At 71.2% G+C, this 16228-nt stretch carries 13 protein-coding genes, 1 other RNA gene and 1 pseudogene; 6 read left to right on the forward strand and 9 right to left on the reverse strand.

Features of this window, described 5'->3' with window-relative positions; all coding sequences use genetic code 11:
• Nucleotides 1-22 precede the first annotated feature (22 nt).
• From ACWCRJ_RS02760 to ACWCRJ_RS02785, 6 genes and pseudogenes are all read right to left on the reverse strand, one after another.
• On the reverse strand, nt 23-2026 hold the full coding sequence (locus ACWCRJ_RS02760; RefSeq protein WP_450937542.1) for a DUF2075 domain-containing protein: 2004 nt from the start codon (nt 2024-2026) through the stop codon (nt 23-25).
• Nucleotides 2027-2314: 288 nt separating this feature from the next.
• Nucleotides 2315-4225 (reverse strand): DNA/RNA helicase domain-containing protein, encoded by a 1911-nt coding sequence (locus ACWCRJ_RS02765; RefSeq protein WP_450937543.1) that lies wholly within the window; start codon nt 4223-4225, stop codon nt 2315-2317.
• A 412-nt stretch (nt 4226-4637) separates the two neighbouring features.
• An RNA gene (gene rnpB, locus ACWCRJ_RS02770) (RNase P RNA component class A) lies at nt 4638-5054 on the reverse strand.
• Between the two features lie 118 nt (nt 5055-5172).
• Nucleotides 5173-5952, reverse strand: a pseudogene (locus ACWCRJ_RS02775) (DMT family transporter); the annotation flags it as partial.
• A gap of 18 nt (nt 5953-5970) precedes the next feature.
• Nucleotides 5971-6810 carry a helix-turn-helix domain-containing protein gene (locus ACWCRJ_RS02780; RefSeq protein WP_450937544.1) on the reverse strand — a complete coding sequence of 280 codons (840 nt, stop codon included), beginning with the start codon at nt 6808-6810 and terminating at the stop codon, nt 5971-5973.
• A gap of 73 nt (nt 6811-6883) precedes the next feature.
• A complete protein-coding gene (locus tag ACWCRJ_RS02785; RefSeq protein WP_450937545.1) occupies nt 6884-7462 on the reverse strand; it encodes a Uma2 family endonuclease in 579 nt (192 codons plus the stop codon).
• Between the two features lie 189 nt (nt 7463-7651).
• Between ACWCRJ_RS02785 and ACWCRJ_RS02790 the strand changes: the two genes are divergently transcribed.
• The 4 genes from ACWCRJ_RS02790 to eda all read left to right on the forward strand — a co-directional run bounded on the left by ACWCRJ_RS02790 (nt 7652) and on the right by eda (nt 10907).
• Nucleotides 7652-8422 carry a MerR family transcriptional regulator gene (locus tag ACWCRJ_RS02790; RefSeq protein WP_450937546.1) on the forward strand — a complete coding sequence of 257 codons (771 nt, stop codon included), beginning with the start codon at nt 7652-7654 and terminating at the stop codon, nt 8420-8422.
• Nucleotides 8419-9072 (forward strand): hypothetical protein, encoded by a 654-nt coding sequence (locus tag ACWCRJ_RS02795; protein ID WP_450937547.1) that lies wholly within the window; start codon nt 8419-8421, stop codon nt 9070-9072. The genes ACWCRJ_RS02790 and ACWCRJ_RS02795 overlap by 4 nt, the downstream gene beginning before the upstream one ends.
• A 298-nt stretch (nt 9073-9370) precedes the next feature.
• Entirely contained in the window at nt 9371-10153 is a 783-nt protein-coding gene (yaaA, locus tag ACWCRJ_RS02800) for a peroxide stress protein YaaA (protein WP_450937548.1), read from the forward strand.
• Nucleotides 10154-10244: 91 nt separating this feature from the next.
• Complete coding sequence (eda, locus tag ACWCRJ_RS02805; RefSeq protein WP_450937549.1) at nt 10245-10907, forward strand: bifunctional 4-hydroxy-2-oxoglutarate aldolase/2-dehydro-3-deoxy-phosphogluconate aldolase; 663 nt, start codon at nt 10245-10247, stop codon at nt 10905-10907.
• Here the strand turns inward: eda and ACWCRJ_RS02810 are convergent.
• From ACWCRJ_RS02810 to ACWCRJ_RS02820, 3 genes are read right to left on the reverse strand one after another with little or no spacing between them, the layout of a single operon-like run.
• Nucleotides 10893-12482, reverse strand: coding sequence for a bifunctional RNase H/acid phosphatase (locus ACWCRJ_RS02810; RefSeq protein WP_450937550.1), 1590 nt, complete (start codon nt 12480-12482; stop codon nt 10893-10895). The genes eda and ACWCRJ_RS02810 overlap by 15 nt on opposite strands.
• A 21-nt stretch (nt 12483-12503) precedes the next feature.
• A complete protein-coding gene (locus ACWCRJ_RS02815; RefSeq protein ID WP_450937600.1) occupies nt 12504-13247 on the reverse strand; it encodes a zinc ribbon domain-containing protein in 744 nt (247 codons plus the stop codon).
• Nucleotides 13244-14164: a Nif3-like dinuclear metal center hexameric protein gene (locus ACWCRJ_RS02820; protein WP_450937551.1), complete on the reverse strand. Its 921-nt coding sequence runs from the start codon at nt 14162-14164 to the stop codon at nt 13244-13246. The genes ACWCRJ_RS02815 and ACWCRJ_RS02820 overlap by 4 nt, the downstream gene beginning before the upstream one ends.
• 241 nt (nt 14165-14405) lie before the next feature.
• Here ACWCRJ_RS02820 and ACWCRJ_RS02825 point away from each other — a divergent pair, with 241 nt between their 5' ends.
• Both ACWCRJ_RS02825 and ACWCRJ_RS02830 read left to right on the forward strand, forming a co-directional pair.
• Complete coding sequence (locus ACWCRJ_RS02825; protein WP_450937552.1) at nt 14406-15929, forward strand: hypothetical protein; 1524 nt, start codon at nt 14406-14408, stop codon at nt 15927-15929.
• 131 nt (nt 15930-16060) lie between these two features.
• A complete protein-coding gene (locus ACWCRJ_RS02830) occupies nt 16061-16225 on the forward strand; it encodes a hypothetical protein (RefSeq protein WP_450937553.1) in 165 nt (54 codons plus the stop codon).
• Nucleotides 16226-16228 lie beyond the last annotated feature (3 nt).

The following is a 16228-nucleotide window of genomic DNA, read 5'->3' on the forward strand; positions in this document are numbered from 1 at the left end:
CACTCCAGACACTGGTTCCGATTCAGAAGAGACGCAATTCGCCGGGCGGAGTGCCCTTCTGCTGACGCTTCCGGCGGCGTCGGCCTCGGCCGGGGCGGGGCAGATGTGGCTGACGCGCCTGCTCGGGCAGGTTCTCCCAAGTGGGTCGTAGATCGTGGATCTCGACGTTGCCGACGAGCCCCTTCAAGTAGTCGCGGGTCCCCTCGTCCGTGGAGTAGAGCACGGTCGCCCGGCTCGCCCGCGTCATCAGCACGTGGTACGCGTGCCGGACGAGGCGGGCGAACTCGTCATCGTCCACGGTCTTCGGCCTCACCTTGGGATCGAACGACCCGGGAACGGCCACCCGCTTGACGCCCCCCTCCTTGTCCGCCCTCTCCTTGCCCCGGCGGAACACCCAGCGGTCACCCCGGCGCACCATGTCCTCGCCCATGATCACGCCGCACCAGTCCCACTCCAGGCCCTGCGCGGTGTACACACAGCCGATCTGGCCGAGGCCGTTCTCGTGCACGGACCAGATCTTGGAGGGCGGGACGGTCTTGTTCTCGCAGAAGGAGTCGCTGTCCGCGTTCCACGGCCGGTGCCAGTCACCGATCCGGACGTCGGGCTCAAGTCGCTTCTCCTTGCCCAGGGGTTTCGTCCAGGGCCAGCAGTATCCGGCGACCATGCGCGCGGACGCTCCCGCCCTGGCCTCCGAGCGGATGATCCGCTCGAGTTCCTCCGGGCTGTCCACGACCTCGACATGCATCAGTCCGTCCGGGGTCCACGGCTCCGGCTCCGCGTCGGACACTCCCAACGCGCCGCGCACCCAGCGGATGTAGGCGTCGCTGCCGCCGCACCGGAACTGTTCCCGCAGGCGGCTACGGACCAGTTGGGCGTCGTAGCGCCGTGCCGCGTCCTCCACGAGAGCGGCGGTGCCGACCTCCTGCGGGCGCACGGACTGACCCTCGTCGAGGAAGAAGATCGTCAACCGGGACGCGTCGAGCAGTTCGTCCACCTGGGGCTTGGTGCCCCAGTCCTCGGGTCTCCAGAAGCGGTTGGTGGAGCGGTCACGCAGGCGATGGGCCTCGTCGCAGATCAGCACGTCCAGAGGCGGGTCGGGCGGGGTGACAAAGTTGCTGAAGTAGGTGAAGGTCTCCTTGAACTCCCGGTCGCCGAAGCCGACGTGCTCCTGCAGGGCGCCGTTGAAGGCCCGGCTACCGCTCGCGTACTTGACCGTGCGGCCGTCCGCCTCCAGTTCGGCCTTGAGCTGGAGGCCGATAGCGCTCTTGCCCGTACCGGCGCCGCCCGTGACGAGGAACACCACCCGTCGCTCGTCGGGGAGGAGCGCGGGCTGCCGGGGATCGGGAAGCACCTTGGCGGCGGTGTCGAGGATCTGGTCCGCGACCTTCTTCTGACGGCCGCGCAGGGTGAAGACCGTGTCCTCGCCGCTGGAGCGGATCATGGCGTCGAGTAACGGGGTGTTGCGCAGGCCCATGCTCCGTAGCAGGATCTCGGCCGCCGAGTCGGCACCGTCGGCGGCGAAGCTGCTCCGCAGGTCCGACAGCAGTTGGGCGCGGCGGTCGCTGGTGTAGACACGGGCGTAGGAACCGGTCGGCGCGTCCACGCCGACCAGTGGGAGCACTGCGGCGTCGGTGGCGTTGTGCAGATAGGCGAAGCCGCCGCACTCGTAGTCCAGTCCGTGCAGCGGTCCACGGTCACTCGTGAACGCCTCGTAGTACTCGCGCAGTTGCAGCGCCGGATGCTTCTTCTCTCCCATACCGGGGACATGCACCAGTTCCGCAGTGGCTCGCTCCACCCGGGTCACCGTCGACCAGCGCTTCAGCTCGACGAGTTGGACGGACAGCCCGTTCTCTTCAGGATGATGGCCCACGAGGACGACGTCGATGAGTCGCGGGTCCCCGGCGCGGTCGGCCTCGTCGAGCGTGGCCGCGCACTCGACGACCATCTCGACGTTCCCACGGTCGGCGGCGACCAGATCCTCGGCAAGATACACCAGGCTCTCTGCCCAGGCGGAACGTTCAGTCAACGAGGCGTCGGTACTGAGGAAGTGCTTCCACCTCGCGGCGAGGTGGGGCACCATACGGCGTCTCGAGTTCAGGTTCAGCAGATCCCGCGCTGCCAGTTTCAGCAGGAGCATGGACACGAGGTGGATCCCCCAGGGCACGAGTGACTCGTGCGGATGGGGGCATGTCCACGTGGGGAAGCCCGTCGGGCCGCAATGACGCCTGGGATCCTAGGGAAGTGATCACCCTCCCAGCGCATATGACACATCGGTCGGCTGGAAGCGCGGGCATCATGGCCGGATATCGCGTGCTCACCGCCGCAGAAGAGGCTCCTCGAGCGGGGCAGGCCGCGGCCCAGGTCGGCCGGGCACCAGCTCCCGCAGCTTCTCCCGGGTCTCCGGATCGGTCGAGTACACGATCGTGCCGACCATCCCCCGCGTCAGCAGCACCTTGTACGTGTTGCGGATGAGACGGTCCACATCGGTGTCCGGTGTGGACTTCTTGAACACCGGGTCCTTGGACGCGGTGCGGTCGGTGATCCAGCGGTCACGCCGCCAGACCAGATCCGGGCCGATGATGACGCCGGACCAGTCGTACTCGAACCCCTGGGCGGTGTAGACGCAGCCGATCTGCCCGAAGCCCGCAGGGTCGGTGGCCCACAGCGCGGACGGGGGCGCGCCGGAGACCGACCGGTCCCCGCGCAGGTTCCATGGCCGGGCCCAGTCCCCGATGGCGACGTCGGGAGGGAGCGGATCGCCGGGCTTGGGCTCGGGGGACCACCGCCAGCAGTAGCCCGCGGACATCCGGGCACCGTATTTCGAGGCGCGGCGTGCGTCGAGGAACGCCTCCAGTTCTTCAGGGCTGTCGGCGACCAGCAACTGCATGCGGTCGTCGGGCTCCCACACGACCGGCCCGCCGGGCTCGAGGCCGAGGAGCCGGACTACCCAGCGCAGGTAGGCGTCGCTGCCTCCGCAGCGGAACTGACTGTCCAGGGGGACTACATGGCAGTCGATGCCCCGTCTGGCCGCGGCCTCACGGATCTCCTCCACTGTGCCCATCTCACCGGGACGCACCACTTGGTGCTCGTCGAGGAAGAAGACCGGTACGTGGGCGACGTCGATGAGCTCGTCGATCTGTGCCCTGCCGGTCCGCAGCGCCGCCCGGGTGTAGCGGTTGGCGGACGTCTCCCGGATGCGGTGCGCCTCGTCACAGATTAGAGCACCCAGGCTGTTCTTCTCCGTGGTCATGAAGCTGTTGAAGTACTTGAAGAGATCCTGGACTTCCCGTTTCCGGGAGCCGGCCACCTTGCGCATCGTCCTGGTGAACGACTGCGAGCCGGTCGCGTGGACCGCGGCCACGCCCCTCCGGTAGAGCTCGCCGAGCAGTTGGAGCGCGATCACGCTCTTCCCGGTACCGGGGCCGCCTGTGACGATGACGACTTCCTTGTGGTCGGCGCGCTTCGCCCGCTCCACCGCGTTGAGCACCATGCGGTAGGCGACCTGCTGCTCGTCGAGGAGGACGAACTGCTGTCTCTCCCGCACTTCCTGAGCTGCCACGGACATCAACTGCTTTGACGGCACCGTCGCACCGGCAAGCAGTGCGTCGGCCGCGCTGGCACCGGGGTGCTTGTCGCTCAGCTTTGACCGGAGGTGCTCCAGGAAGGCACCCCGACGCTCGCCTGTGAAGAGCTGCCCCTGCCCGTCCCGCTCGATCTCCCGCAGCCCCGCGACTCCGAACTCAGTGGCGTTGTGCAGGAAGGCGACTCCGTGGATACACTCGCCGTGCTCGGCCACCGCGCCATTGAAGTTGACCAGGTAGGCGCAGTAGCGCCGAACCTGCTCGATCGGATTGAGCACGGGGTGCGCGTAGGCGTCGACCTGGCACAGGGTCGGATCGTCCTCGTGCGGAGCCGCCTGGCTCCACTGTTTCAGCTCCACCACGACATAGGACGACTCCTGCGTGACCGGGTGCACCCCTGCCAGGACGACGTCCGCACGCTTGCTGTTCAGCGGTAGCGCATACTCCAGCATGACTTCGACATCGCCCAGGCCCGCTTCGTTGAGCGCGGCAGCCAGAAGGGGGATGCTGCGCTCCCAGGAGCGCACCTCGGAAGCGCCGGGCCGATAACCGTGTAGGTGGACGAACTGGTCGGCGAGGTGCAGGAACAGTGAACCGTCGAGTGCCATGACGGCGACCGTTTTCGCGGACGCACGGAACAGCAAGAACTTCCCCCAGGCAGCACGAAGAGACTCGTGCGGGTGGGGGCATTTCCTCTAGGACTCCACCGGGGTGGAGAGGAAGCCCGTCGGGCCGCGTTGACGATGAGTTTGAGGGTACCTGGCTGGACGCACCGTCGTACCGATGGTTGCCGGGGGCGGCAGCGGACGCCGTGCCGGTCCCCCGTACCGAGGCGATTCGTCAGCGAGTCGATCACTCGCGTGGTCGACGAATCGTCGCATGGCGGTTGCCCCGCCCATCCGGCTCAGCGGCCCTCCGAAGGTCATGAAGAGAGCCCACACGGCGAGCAACGTGTCGATGTCGCCGGTCAGCACGTCCTGGAGTGATACGTACCGCTGTCGCACTCGATGCGTCTCTGTCGTAGTGCCTTTGGGAAGGCGCAGCCGCAGGTGGCGGCAGACGAGTCGGGCTGTACGCCGGGTTCTGTCGCCGGTCGACCTCGCGGTCGGCCGGGAGACGGCCATCCATCTAGGGCCGGCGTTGCCGCCGGCCTCGTGCGGTCTACCCGCGGACTTGGGCGGGCAGCCCTCGAACGTCCGCGCAGGGCCGCCCTTCTTGCGAAGAGGCGGCCCCTCTTGACCTTGCTCCGGGTGGGGTTTACCTAGCTGCCCAGGTCACCCTGGGCACTGGTGGTCTCTTACACCACCGTTTCACCCTTACCGAGGACCGAGGTCCCCGGCGGTCTGTTTTCTGTGGCACTGTCCCGCGGGTCACCCCGGGTGGCCGTTAGCCACCACCCTGCCCTGTGGAGCCCGGACGTTCCTCGGGAAGACCCCCGTCAAGGGGACTCCACGCGGCCGTCCGCCCGGCTCGTCTGCCGTGTCGACCATGCTACCCGGCGCCCGCCCGTCCTCTGTCCCGTCGACGCCGTCGCCAGGAACGAGCCCGCCAGGATCAGGGCGAAGGACGCCAGGATGCCGGGGGTCAGGCGCTCGTCCAGGAAGATCGCGCCCGCCGCCACCGCCACCGCCGGGTTGACGTACGTGAAGACTGTCGCCCGGGTCGGGCCCACCTCCCGGATCAGTTCCAGGAAGGCCACGAAGGCCAGGGCCGTGCAGATCACGCCCAGGGCCGCCAGGGAGACCAGGGCCGGGGTCGAGGGGAGGGTGGACGGGCGGGTGAGGGCTGCCGCGGGGGCGTAGACGACGGCCGCGAGGAGTAGGACCGGGGCTATCAGCTGGAGGGTGGGGACCTTGCTGAGGTGGCGGGCCATGATCAGCGGGGCCGTCGCGTAGCCGATCACCGTGATCAGGACCTCGGTGAGGGAGAGGATGTTGCCGCCGGTGAGGTGCGGGACGGTGAGGACCCCTACGCCTCCCAGGCCCAGGGTCAGGCCCGTCATGCGGCGGGCGCCCAGCCGTTCCGTGTCGCCGAAGAAGCGGGCCAGCAGTACGGCCACGATGGGGACGCCCGCGATGAGGAGGCCGGCCGTGGAGCTGGAGAGGTGGCGTTCGGCGTCGGTCAGGGTCCACCAGGGGCCGATGACCTCGATCACGGCGAAGGCGAGCATCGGGCGCCAGTGCTGCCCGATCACCCGGATCAGCCCTCCCTGGCGGATCGCGAAGGGGAGCAGGAGGGCCGCGCCCAGGGCACAGCGTACGAAGACGACCATGGACGGCGACACCTCGTCCACAGCCACTTTGATCATCAGGTAGGGGATGCCCCAGAGGACTCCCATCAGGGAGAACAACGCCCAGCCGCGTGCAGTCATGGGACGAGTCTCGCCCGTTCAGCGGTGTACGTCTTGAACGCTGTTGCGGTACGCCGCCGGCGTCACCCCCAGCACCTTCCTGAACCAGCGCGTCATATGGGCCTGGTCCGCGAAGCCCACCTGCCCGGCCACCTCCACCGGGCGGCCGCCCGCCTCCAGCAGCGTCCGGGCCCGGCTCACCCGGTGCTGGGCCAGCCAGGCGTACGGGGGCATGCCCATGGTCGTACGGAAGGCGCGCAGGAGCTGGTAGCGGGAGAGGCCCAGGTCGGTGGCGAGGTCGGCGAGGGAGGGCGGAGCCACGAGCTCGTCGGCCAGGCGGTCCCGTACGGCCAGGGCGAGGCCGCTCGCGCCGGGGATCGTGTCGCTGGTGGGACGGGCCGTGGAGTGGCGGCGGGCCAGGGCCGTGAGGAGCCAGGGGAGGCGGGACTCGGCCTCCAGCGGGTCGGGGCCGGTGCTCAGCTCGGTGTGGGCGGTGCGCAGGGCGGCGGCGAGTTCGGGGTCGTGGAGGAGGGGGTCGCGGAAGTGCGGGGTGCCGCCGAGGATGCCGTCGGTGAGGAGGTCGGGGGCCGGGTAGAGGGCGCGGTAGGCGTAGGTGCCGTAGGCCGACTCTCCGGTGTGGACCTCGCCGGGGGCCAGGACGACGATCGAGCCCTCCCCCACCGTGAGGGCGCCGCCACGGTAGTCGATGCACGAGGCGCCCTGGACGCAGATGCCGACGCTGAACTCCTCGTGCGTGTGCGGGGCGTAGCGGTGGCGGTCGAAGCGGGCGGTGAGGAGGTCGAGGGGGCGGTCGGGGCGGCCGAGGGTGGCACGGGTCCACCGGGTCTGTTCCTGTCCGCCGCCGCCCACCTCACGCACCCCTTTCCAAGGCTGTAAGGGGTGCAACACCTGGGAGTCCGGCTTTCATACCGCCGCCGCACGCCCCCGGTACTCATAGAAAGTCCGCCGTGTCCAGGTCGAAGGCGAAGGGGGCGGGGAGGTCGAGCGGCTTGCCGAAGGCACGCGTGCAGTGGTCGCGGTAGTCGTCCTTCTCCGGGCTACTGAAGAGTGTGACCTGGGATGTGTCACGGTCGGCCAGCAGGTAGAGGGGGATGCCGCTGCGGGCATAGCAACGGCGCTTGGCCTCACGGTCGGCCTTGGGCTTGGTGGATGTCACCTCTACCACCATGGCGACACCGTCGCAGGGCATCCAGGATCCGGCGCTCCCAAAGAGATCGAGCTCGATGGGAGCGAGAGTGGCGTCCGGGATCACGTGGTTCTTGGGGCAAGCCTCCCCGCGCCTCAGGATCAGCCCCTTGTTCCCGGAGAAGTCCATGTCTGTCCGAGATCGCTTGATCACTTGCCTCACGATCCGGCTGATGTACTTTTCGTGCTCCCCGTCCGGCGGCGGCGTCACAACGATCTCCCCCTCGATCAGCTCCGCCCGGAAACCCTCCGGGGTGTCCAGGGCGAGAAACCACTCCAGCAGGACGTCTTCCTGCGAGAGAGGCTCATGGGCCATGGCAGTCATGTCACGCCCCTCCTTCTTCGGTCGCTCGCCAGACTGGGACATCGGCTGATCACCTGGCCGTGAGATCGGGAACCGTTCCCTCGATCGTGGCACATGATCCCGGTCACCGTCAGTCGCCGGTCCGGGCTACTGACGGTGACCGGGCCCGTCGCTTGACCCTGCCGCAGCGTCAACGTTTCTACTGGTCGTATGCGGATCGGAGAGCTGGCCGCGGCCGTCGGTGTCACGACGCGGGCCGTGCGGCATTACCACCACCTCGGGCTGTTGCCGGAGCCGGAGCGGCGGGCGAACGGGTATCGGGACTACACGTTGCGGCACGCGGTCGTGCTGGCGCGGATTCGGCGGCTGACGGAGCTGGGGCTCGGGCTCGCCGAGGTGCGGGACGTGCTCGCGGACGATGCCGGGCGTGAACTCGTCGAGGTGCTCGGTGAGTTGGACGACGATCTGGCTCGGCAGGAGGAGGGGATCCGGGAGCGGCGGGAGCGGCTGCGGGTCCTGGTCGAGGACGCGCGTGCCGGGCGGCTGCCGGCCGAGGGGCCCGTGTCGCCCGAACTCGCCGCGCTCTTCGGGAGGTTCGGGCCCGTGCCGCAGTCACCGATGGCCGCCAAGGACCGGGAGGTCTTCGCGCTGCTGGAGACCGCCGCGACGCCGGAGGTCCGCGCGGAGATGGTCGCCTCGCTGGAGAGCATGATGACCGCCCCCGGCGCGGTGGAGCGGGTGCACGAGGCTTACGCGCTGCTCGACGCGCTCGCCGACGCCGAGCCCGACGACCCCCGCGTGGCGGAGGCGGCTCACGTGCTCGCCGGCCTCGTCCCGCCGGAGATGGTCCCGCCGGACACCGACACCGGCGAGAGCGGCGGCCACGGCAGCTTTCTGCGTGCCTTCTACGCCGACTTCGCCCCGGCCCAGGCGGAGGCCATCCGCCGCACGCTTCGGATACTGAGGAAGGATCGCCCATGAGAACCACGGGGACAGCGACAGGTTTCACGAGCGCCTACCGGGTCGTCCGCTCCCTCGTGCGTCATGAACTCCTGCTGCTGGGCAGCCTGTTGCGCTGGGTGGCGCGGCGGCCGCACGGGATCGGCGATGGAGGGCGGGCGATCGGGTACGCGCGAGGGCAGGGGGCCGTGATGTTCGGGTTCGGCTTCGTGTGTGTCGTCGAGACCGTGACCATGGCCGTCCTGCTGCACGACTATCCGCTCGCGCACGGGATCTTCCTCGTCCTCGACCTGTACACGATCCTCGTCGTCGTCGGGCTCCACGCGGCCTCCGTGACCCGCCCCCACGTCCTCACCGGCACGACCCTGCGTCTGCGCCGCTTCGCCACCGTGGATCTGCGCGTGCCGCTCGACGCCGTCGCCTCGGTGCGACGGGAGCTGCGTACGACGCATGAGAAGCGGGACGGTGAGCTGAACATGGAGGTGGGTTCGCAGACCACCGTCACCGTCGAACTGACCGAGTCTGTCACCTACTTGACCTTCTTCGGGCGTTCCAGGGAGGTTCGCCTGGTGCGCTTCCACGCCGACGGGTCGGACGAACTCGTACGTCTGATCAGGGAGTTCGCACCGGAACGAACCGCCCCTTCGGCGCTCCCGGTCCGGCCTGCGTGAGCCGTACCCGCAGCCGCTCCCCCAGGGGCAGCCGGTCGCTCCCCCAGCGGCAGCCGGTCGTGGGGGGTGCCACGGCGGGGCATGGGGCGAGCGTAGGTCCGGGCGGGTGGGACGGCACCCTGTCGGGGGGGGCGGCGGTCGGCCTGGGGATCGTGGCCGCCTGTGCGGGGCACCTCTCCTCCGGGCGGCGCAGGGCCCTCCGGTCGCCACCCCGTACGCTGTCGCGGAGCCCGAACCCCCGGAAAGCCCCCGAGAATACCCCGAGAGCCCCGGGAACCCCCGAGAACAAGGAGCCCCCGTGCTCGTCCTGCTGCCCCCCTCCGAAGGCAAGGCCCCCTCCGCGGGTGGCGCTCCGCTGAAGCTGGAGGGGCTTTCGCTGCCGGCGCTCAACGGGGCGCGTGAGGCGGTGATCGCGGAGCTGGTGGAGTTGTGCGCCGGGGACGAGGACAAGGCGCGTGAGGTGCTCGGGCTGAGCGAGGGGCTGCGCGGGGAGGTCGCCAAGAACGCGGAGCTGTTGACGGCGGGCACGCGGCCCGCCGGGCAGGTCTACACGGGGGTGCTGTACGACGCCCTCGACCTCGCCACCCTGGAGACCGCCGCGAAGCAGCGTGCGGCGCGTTCGCTGCTGGTCTTCTCGGGGCTGTGGGGCGCCGTCCGCGTGACGGACCGTATCCCCTCGTACCGTTGCTCGATGGGCGTGAAACTGCCCGGCCTCGGCGCGCTCGGCGCGCACTGGCGTACGCCGATGGCGTCTGCGCTGCCCGAGGCGGCCGGCGGTGGACTCGTCCTCGACCTGCGGTCCTCGGCGTACACGGCCGCGTGGAAACCGAAGGGCGAGGTGGCCGGCCGGACCGCGACCGTACGGGTGCTGCACGCGCCCACCCGGAAGGTCGTCAGCCACTTCAACAAGGCGACCAAGGGCCGCATCGTACGAAGCCTGTTGTCGGCCGGGATCGCGCCCAAGGGCCCGGCGGAGCTGGTGGAGGCGTTGCGGGACCTCGGGTACGTGGTGGAGGTGGAGCCTCCGGCGGGGGCCGGGAAGGCGTGGACGTTGGATGTGCTGGTGGACGAGGTCCACTGACCCTCCCCCGCTGCCCCTCCCTCACCCCCTTGTATTGCAGCATGCGCAACGCGCGTTGTGCATGCTGTGACACCCGGGCAGGATGACAGGCATGCCCTCGTCGCCGCCCCCGTCGTCGTATGTCTCCGTCCTCGACCTGGCGCCCGTCCTGCCCGTGGTCGTCGTCGACGACCCCGCCGACGCCGTGCCGCTCGCGCGGGCGCTCGTCGCGGGCGGGTTGCCGGCGATCGAGGTGACCCTGCGGACGCCGGGTGCGCTGGACGCCGTACGGGCCGTCTCGGCGGAGGTTCCGGGGGCCGTGGTCGGCGTGGGGACCGTCATCACGCCCCCGCAGGTGGCCGAGTCCATCGCGGCGGGCGGGCGCTTCCTGGTCAGCCCTGGGTGGACGGACATGCTGCTGCGGGCGATGCGGGCGTCCGGGGTGCCGTTCCTGCCGGGAGTGTCGACCGCCTCGGAGGTCGTGGCGCTCCTGGAACGCGGGGTGCGGGAGATGAAGTTCTTCCCGGCCGAGGCGGCGGGCGGAACGACGTACCTGAAGTCGCTCTCCGGGCCGCTGCCGCAGGCGCGCTTCTGTCCGACCGGCGGAATCGGGCCGGGCAACGCTCCGGAATACCTGGCTCTCTCCAACGTCGGCTGTGTGGGCGGTACTTGGATGCTCCCGCCCGATGCCGTGGCCGCACGGGACTGGGCGCGGATCGAGAGGCTGGCGCGGGAGGCGGCGGGCCTCGGCGACCGTCGTTCAGCGCAGGTGTGACGTGTCGTTGAGGAGGCGGAGCGTGGCGTTGCCGTCGGCGTAGTAGGCCAGGGCCGACAGGGAGGCCGCCGAGAGTTCCATGCGGAACAGGGCCTCAGGGGGCGCGCCGAGGGCCAGGCGGACGAGGGTCTTGATCGGCGTGACATGGCTGACGAGCAGGACCGTACGGCCCCGGTGCGCCGCGACCAGCTCGTCGCGGGTGGCGGCCACGCGGTGGGCGACGGCCTCGAAGCTCTCGCCGCCGCCGGTGGGTTCGGCGTCCGGGGAGGTCAGCCAGGCGTTCATGTCGTCCGGGTAGCGCTCCCGCACCTCACCGAAGCTCAGCCCCTCCCACGCGCCGAAGTCCGTCTCCCGCAGCCCGTCCTCGACCGTCACGCCGAGCCCGAGCCGGGCCGCGACGATCCCCGCCGTCTCGCGGCAGCGGGTGAGCGGTGAGGACACCACCTCCTGGACGGTCCCGCGGGCGGCCAGGGCGGCGGCGACCCGTTCCGCCTGGTAGCGGCCGACGTCGGAGAGGGACGGGTCCGAGCCCCCGCTCCCGGAGAACCGCTTCTGGGGGGTGAGGGGCGTCTCGCCGTGCCGCAGCAGGACGAAGGTGGCGGGGGTACCGAGATCGGGGGCGGCCGACGCCACGTTCCTGGCGGCGCGGAGATCGGCGGCGACCTTGGCCGGGCGAGTGCGGCCGGAGGTGGCGGGAGCGGCGAGCGTGGCGGGAGCGGTGGGAGTCGTCCGCGTCGGCGAAGCCTCGGGGGCAGCCGGGACCCCAGCCGCGCTCGGCGAGCCGGCGGAACCGGCCCCGGCGCCGCCGGAACCCCCGGACCTCCTGGAACCACCTGCGGCACCCACCACTCCGGGCGGCAGACCGGCGCCCGGGGCGGCTTCAGCCGCAGCGTGGGCTTCAGTCCCTGATCGTGCCGCGGCGGCCGCCTCGCCTTCGGCCGCGGTGGCCGGGGACGGGGTCGTCGTACGGTCTCGGCCTCCGGCTCCGCCGCGGCCCTCCGCCAGTGCCGCCCGCGCCCTCGCCGCCCCGGCCGTCGCGTCTCCGGGCGGGCCCGCCGGGTGCGGCGGGCCCGGCGAGACAGGTGGCTCCGAACGCGCGGCCCCCGCCCTCCCTCCGGGCCGGGTGTCCAACTCGGCCGTGGACGCCGACGGCGACCACTGCTCGCCCCGCTTGCCCGCGTCCATCGCCTCGTTGGCCAGCCGGTCGGCGTGTTTGTTCTGCTCTCGCGGCATCCACTCGTACGTCACGCGGCCGGGCGGGAAGACCCGCGCGGCCTCGGCGGCCAGCGGCTTCATGTCGGGGTGCTTGATCTTCCAGCGGCCCGACAGCTGCTCGACGACGAGCTTGGAGTCCATGCGGACCCGGACGGACGCCTCCGGGTCCAGCTCGTACGCCGCCCTCAGACCCGCGATGAGCCCGCGGTACTCGGCGACGTTGTTCGTGGCGACACCGATGTACTCGGCGGCCTCCACCAGCGTCTCGCCCGTCACCGCGTCGAGGACGACGGAACCGTAGCCCGCGGGCCCCGGGTTGCCCCGGGAACCGCCGTCGGCCTCGACGATGAACTCCCGCACGCCGACAGCCCCTTGCCGCTTCTAGAGGCCGGACTCGGAGGTCCGCACCAGGATGCGGCCGCAGTTCTCGCAGCGGACGACCGTGTCGGGCGAGGCCTTACGGACGTCGTTGAAGTCGGTGATCGACAGCTCCTGGCGGCAGCCCTGGCAGGTGCGCTGGTACAGCCTGGCCGCGCCGACGCCGCCCTGCTGGTCGCGCAGCTTGTCGTAGAGCTTGAGAAGGTCCGCGGGGACGGTCGCCGAGATGACCTCGCGCTCCTTCGTCACCGTCGCCACCTCGCCGTCGATCTCCTCGAACGCGGCCTCCCGGCGCGCGGTCGCGTCGTCGATCTTGCCCTGGACGGCACCGACCCGCTCGGTCAGCTCGGCGACGCGCTCCTGCGTGGACTCCCGGCGCTCCATGACCTCCAGGACGATGTCCTCCAGGTCGCCCTGCCGCTTGGCGAGGGAGGCGATCTCGCGCTGGAGGTTCTCCAGGTCCTTCGGCGAGGAGACGGCACCCGAGTCCAGGCGCTGCTGGTCACGGACGGCGCGCTGGCGCACCTGGTCCACGTCCTGCTCGGCCTTGGTCTGCTCGCGGGCGGTGTCGCTCTCCTCGGTCTGCGCGGCCACGAGCAGGTCGCGCAGCTGGGTGTGGTCCTTGGTCAGCGACTCGATCTCGGCGTGCTCGGGCAGCGACCTCCGCCTGTGCGCGAGCTGCTGCAGGCGTACGTCGAGGCCTTGGACGTCGAGGAGTCGGATCTGGTCGGCGGGCGCGGCGTTCAGTTGGGGGCTCCCAGTGGGTCAGAAGAAGGGGGGCGCGAAGCGCTCGTGGGAAGGGTGGTGGTGGGTGACGGGTGGGCGGACGCCGCGTGGGCGGTCCAGGGGTCGGTGACCGTCTTGGAGACGTGGACGCGCAGGTCCCAGCCCTCCCGGTCGGAGATCTCGTCGAGCTGGGCGGCGGCCAGTTCGCACCAGGGCCATTCGGTGGCCCAGTGTGCCGCGTCGAGCAGCGCGAGCGGTGGGTGGGCGGCCTCCGTGGTGCGGGCGACCGCCTCGGAGGCGGGGTGGTGGCGCAGGTCCGCGGTGAGGAAGGCGTCGACACCGGCCGCGCGTACGGCGTCGAAGAGGCTGTCGCCGGAGCCGCCGCTGACGGCGACCGTGCGGACGACCGCCTCGGGGTCGCCGGCGACGCGGATGCCCTGCGCGGTGGCGGGCAGCCGCTCGGCGGCCCGCGCCGCCAGCTCCCGGACCGTCAGCGGGTGGTCCAGCTCGCAGACCCGGCCGAGACCGCGCCGGCCGGTGGGGTCGGCGGGGTCCGGTACGAGGGGGCGTACGACCCTGAGGTCCAGCGCGCCGGCGAGGGCGTCGCTGACGCCGGGGTCGGCCGTGTCGGCGTTGGTGTGGGCGACGTGCAGTGCGATGTCGTTCTTGATGAGGGTGTGCACGACCCGGCCCTTGAAGGTCGAGGCCGCCACCGTCGTCGTACCGCGCAGATAGAGCGGGTGGTGGGTGACCAGCAGGTCGGCGCCCAGCTTCACCGCTTCCTCGACGATCTCCCGCACCGGGTCGACGGCGAACAGGACCCGCGTGACCTCCTGGTCGGGGTCTCCGCAGACCGTGCCGACCGCGTCCCACCCCTCGGCCCTCTCGGGCGGCCAGAGGGCGTCGAGCGCGGCGATGACTTCAGACAGACGGGGCACGGACAAAGGCTACCTGCACCTCTCCCGTCCCCGACCGGCCGCGGGTCGGTTGGCCGGACGCCCCTCGGCCGCCGCTCCCGCCCCGGGGTATGGGCCACCCCCTCCCGCCCGTCCGGCAGCACATGAATCGCCGTTCCCTCAGGCGAATCGGGTGACGAGCACCCTTATGTGTGAAGGGGGTGCGAGCTGTCCCACGTCTGTGCGTGCGAAAACTAGCTTCGTGGCCGGAGGTGATCGAACCATGACGGCCTGTGCTTCCCCACCACCCTCGACGGGCCACGGGAACGAGTCGGGACAGGGGGACGAGGAGAAGGACGCGGACGCTACCGGGGAGAGATTCGGAAGCGAGGGGCTCGTGACCGACGCGGGGCCAGACGCGCGCGCAGGGGCCGACGCGCACTCGGGGGCCGACGCGCACGCGGGGCTTGGCGCGCACGCGGGGCAGCCTGCGGCGCTCGCGCGGGGCGGTGGTGGCGGGGACAGCCGGCTGCGCCGGCCGGCACCCGCACCCGTACCCGTACCCGTACCCGCACCCGCACCCGCACCCGCACCCGCACCCGCACCCGCACCCGGCTGTGTGATCGCCGCCGACGGGTCGTACGCGGCGCGCCTCGCGCTGGACGGGGAGTCCTGGTTCCCCGAGCGCTGGACCCTCGACGGCCCCGAGCCGTACGCCGTGCCCCTGCCCGGCAACCAGCCCGAGGAGCCCGGCACGGAACTGCTGCCGCTGGCCGACGGGCGGGTCCTCATCCACCGGCTGGCCGCCGACCGGCATCTGTTCTCACTGCTCTATCCGACCGGCCCCGGCACCGGTGAACTCCCGCTCGGGGCGGTCGAATGCGCCGACCCCACGGCCGAGTTGCGTCTGCTGCCTCCCGCGCCGTGCGGACAGCGGGCGTACGCCCTCGCCCTGGGCCGAAGCGCCACGACCGTGTGGCTGGTGGCGGGCGGCGCCTTCGGGCCGGAGGTGCTGGCGCAGGTGCCGGGGCGGTGTTCGGGCGGGGTCTGGCTGGACGGGACGGGCCGGATGCTCGCCCTGGACCAGGAATGGGACGGCCGGACCAAGTCGGTGGTGGTCGATCTGGAGCAGGGCGGCGCGGTCTCGCCGCTGCTGCAGATCGCGGACGACAGCAACGACCGGGTCCTGCTCGCCGACCCCGACAGCGGACTCCTCCTGATCCGTTCGGACGCGCCCTCCCCCGGGCACGACCGGCTCGGCTGGGGCGTGCTGGGCAGTACGCTCCCGGTCCGCTTCCCGGAGTGTCTGCGGGTGCCCGACGGTCATCGCGTCACCCCGTTCGCCATCCAGCCGGGCCAGATCCTGACCCCCGAGAGCTGCGCGGTCGCGCTGCGCCTGGACGGCCCCCGGGGGAGCTGGGTCGGCGTCTGGCGCCCGGCGGCACGACGGATCCTTCATCTGCCTCCTCCCGAGGGCTGGTTGGCGGGAGCGGGGCTGTGGAGCCGGGAGGGGGTGCTGCACCTGCCGTACGCGACCGGGACGGTGAGGTGCGGGGTGGCCCGGATGGGGGTGGCCTGGGACGCGGACGAGCCGGAGGGGTCAGCGGAGGAGTCCCCCGAAAGGGAGAGGCAGGCGGGCTGCGAAGAGGCTTCGGGATCGGCGGGTTCGGACGCGTCGATCGGGGCCGGAGTGTCCGTCGCGGAGGCGCCCGAGGCGGAGCCGTCCGTGCCTGTCGTCGCTCGGCCCGTGCCGTTGCAGCAGGCGCCGTTGGAGGGGCGCGTACCCGAGGAGGTGACCGTCGGGTGAAGGTGCGGTGCGGGGCTCGGGCACGGTGGACGCGGTGCGGGCGACACGCCCACGGGTGCCTTCGAGACGCTCGGGTTCGCCCGTTAAAATCACCCGCCGATAAGAAGATCATTCGACGGGGAACACTTCCAATGAGCGACGTGCACACCATCCAGCCGCCCACGGCCGACTCCCACGAGGCGGACGGCCACGGAAAGCACCGGGGTCAGCTCTCGGCCCAGGAGGCCGAGAAGCCGAGCCCTCGCGGGCGCCACCGCAAGCCGGCGGAACACATGGAGCCGACGACGTCCGCCTGACCG

It is taken from the genome of Streptomyces sp. NPDC002324 (assembly GCF_053593335.1).

What these genes read in the sequence shown, in the direction of transcription:
- ACWCRJ_RS02825 (WP_450937552.1), top strand. Translation starts at nt 14,406, where the DNA reads ATGACGGCCTGTGCTTCCCCACCACCCTCGACGGGCCACGGGAACGAG.
- ACWCRJ_RS02830 (WP_450937553.1), top strand. Translation starts at nt 16,061, where the DNA reads ATGAGCGACGTGCACACCATCCAGCCGCCCACGGCCGACTCCCACGAG.
- ACWCRJ_RS02785 (WP_450937545.1), bottom strand. Translation starts at nt 7,462, where the DNA reads ATGACTGCCATGGCCCATGAGCCTCTCTCGCAGGAAGACGTCCTGCTG.
- ACWCRJ_RS02790 (WP_450937546.1), top strand. Translation starts at nt 7,652, where the DNA reads ATGCGGATCGGAGAGCTGGCCGCGGCCGTCGGTGTCACGACGCGGGCC.
- eda (WP_450937549.1), top strand. Translation starts at nt 10,245, where the DNA reads ATGCCCTCGTCGCCGCCCCCGTCGTCGTATGTCTCCGTCCTCGACCTG.
- ACWCRJ_RS02795 (WP_450937547.1), top strand. Translation starts at nt 8,419, where the DNA reads ATGAGAACCACGGGGACAGCGACAGGTTTCACGAGCGCCTACCGGGTC.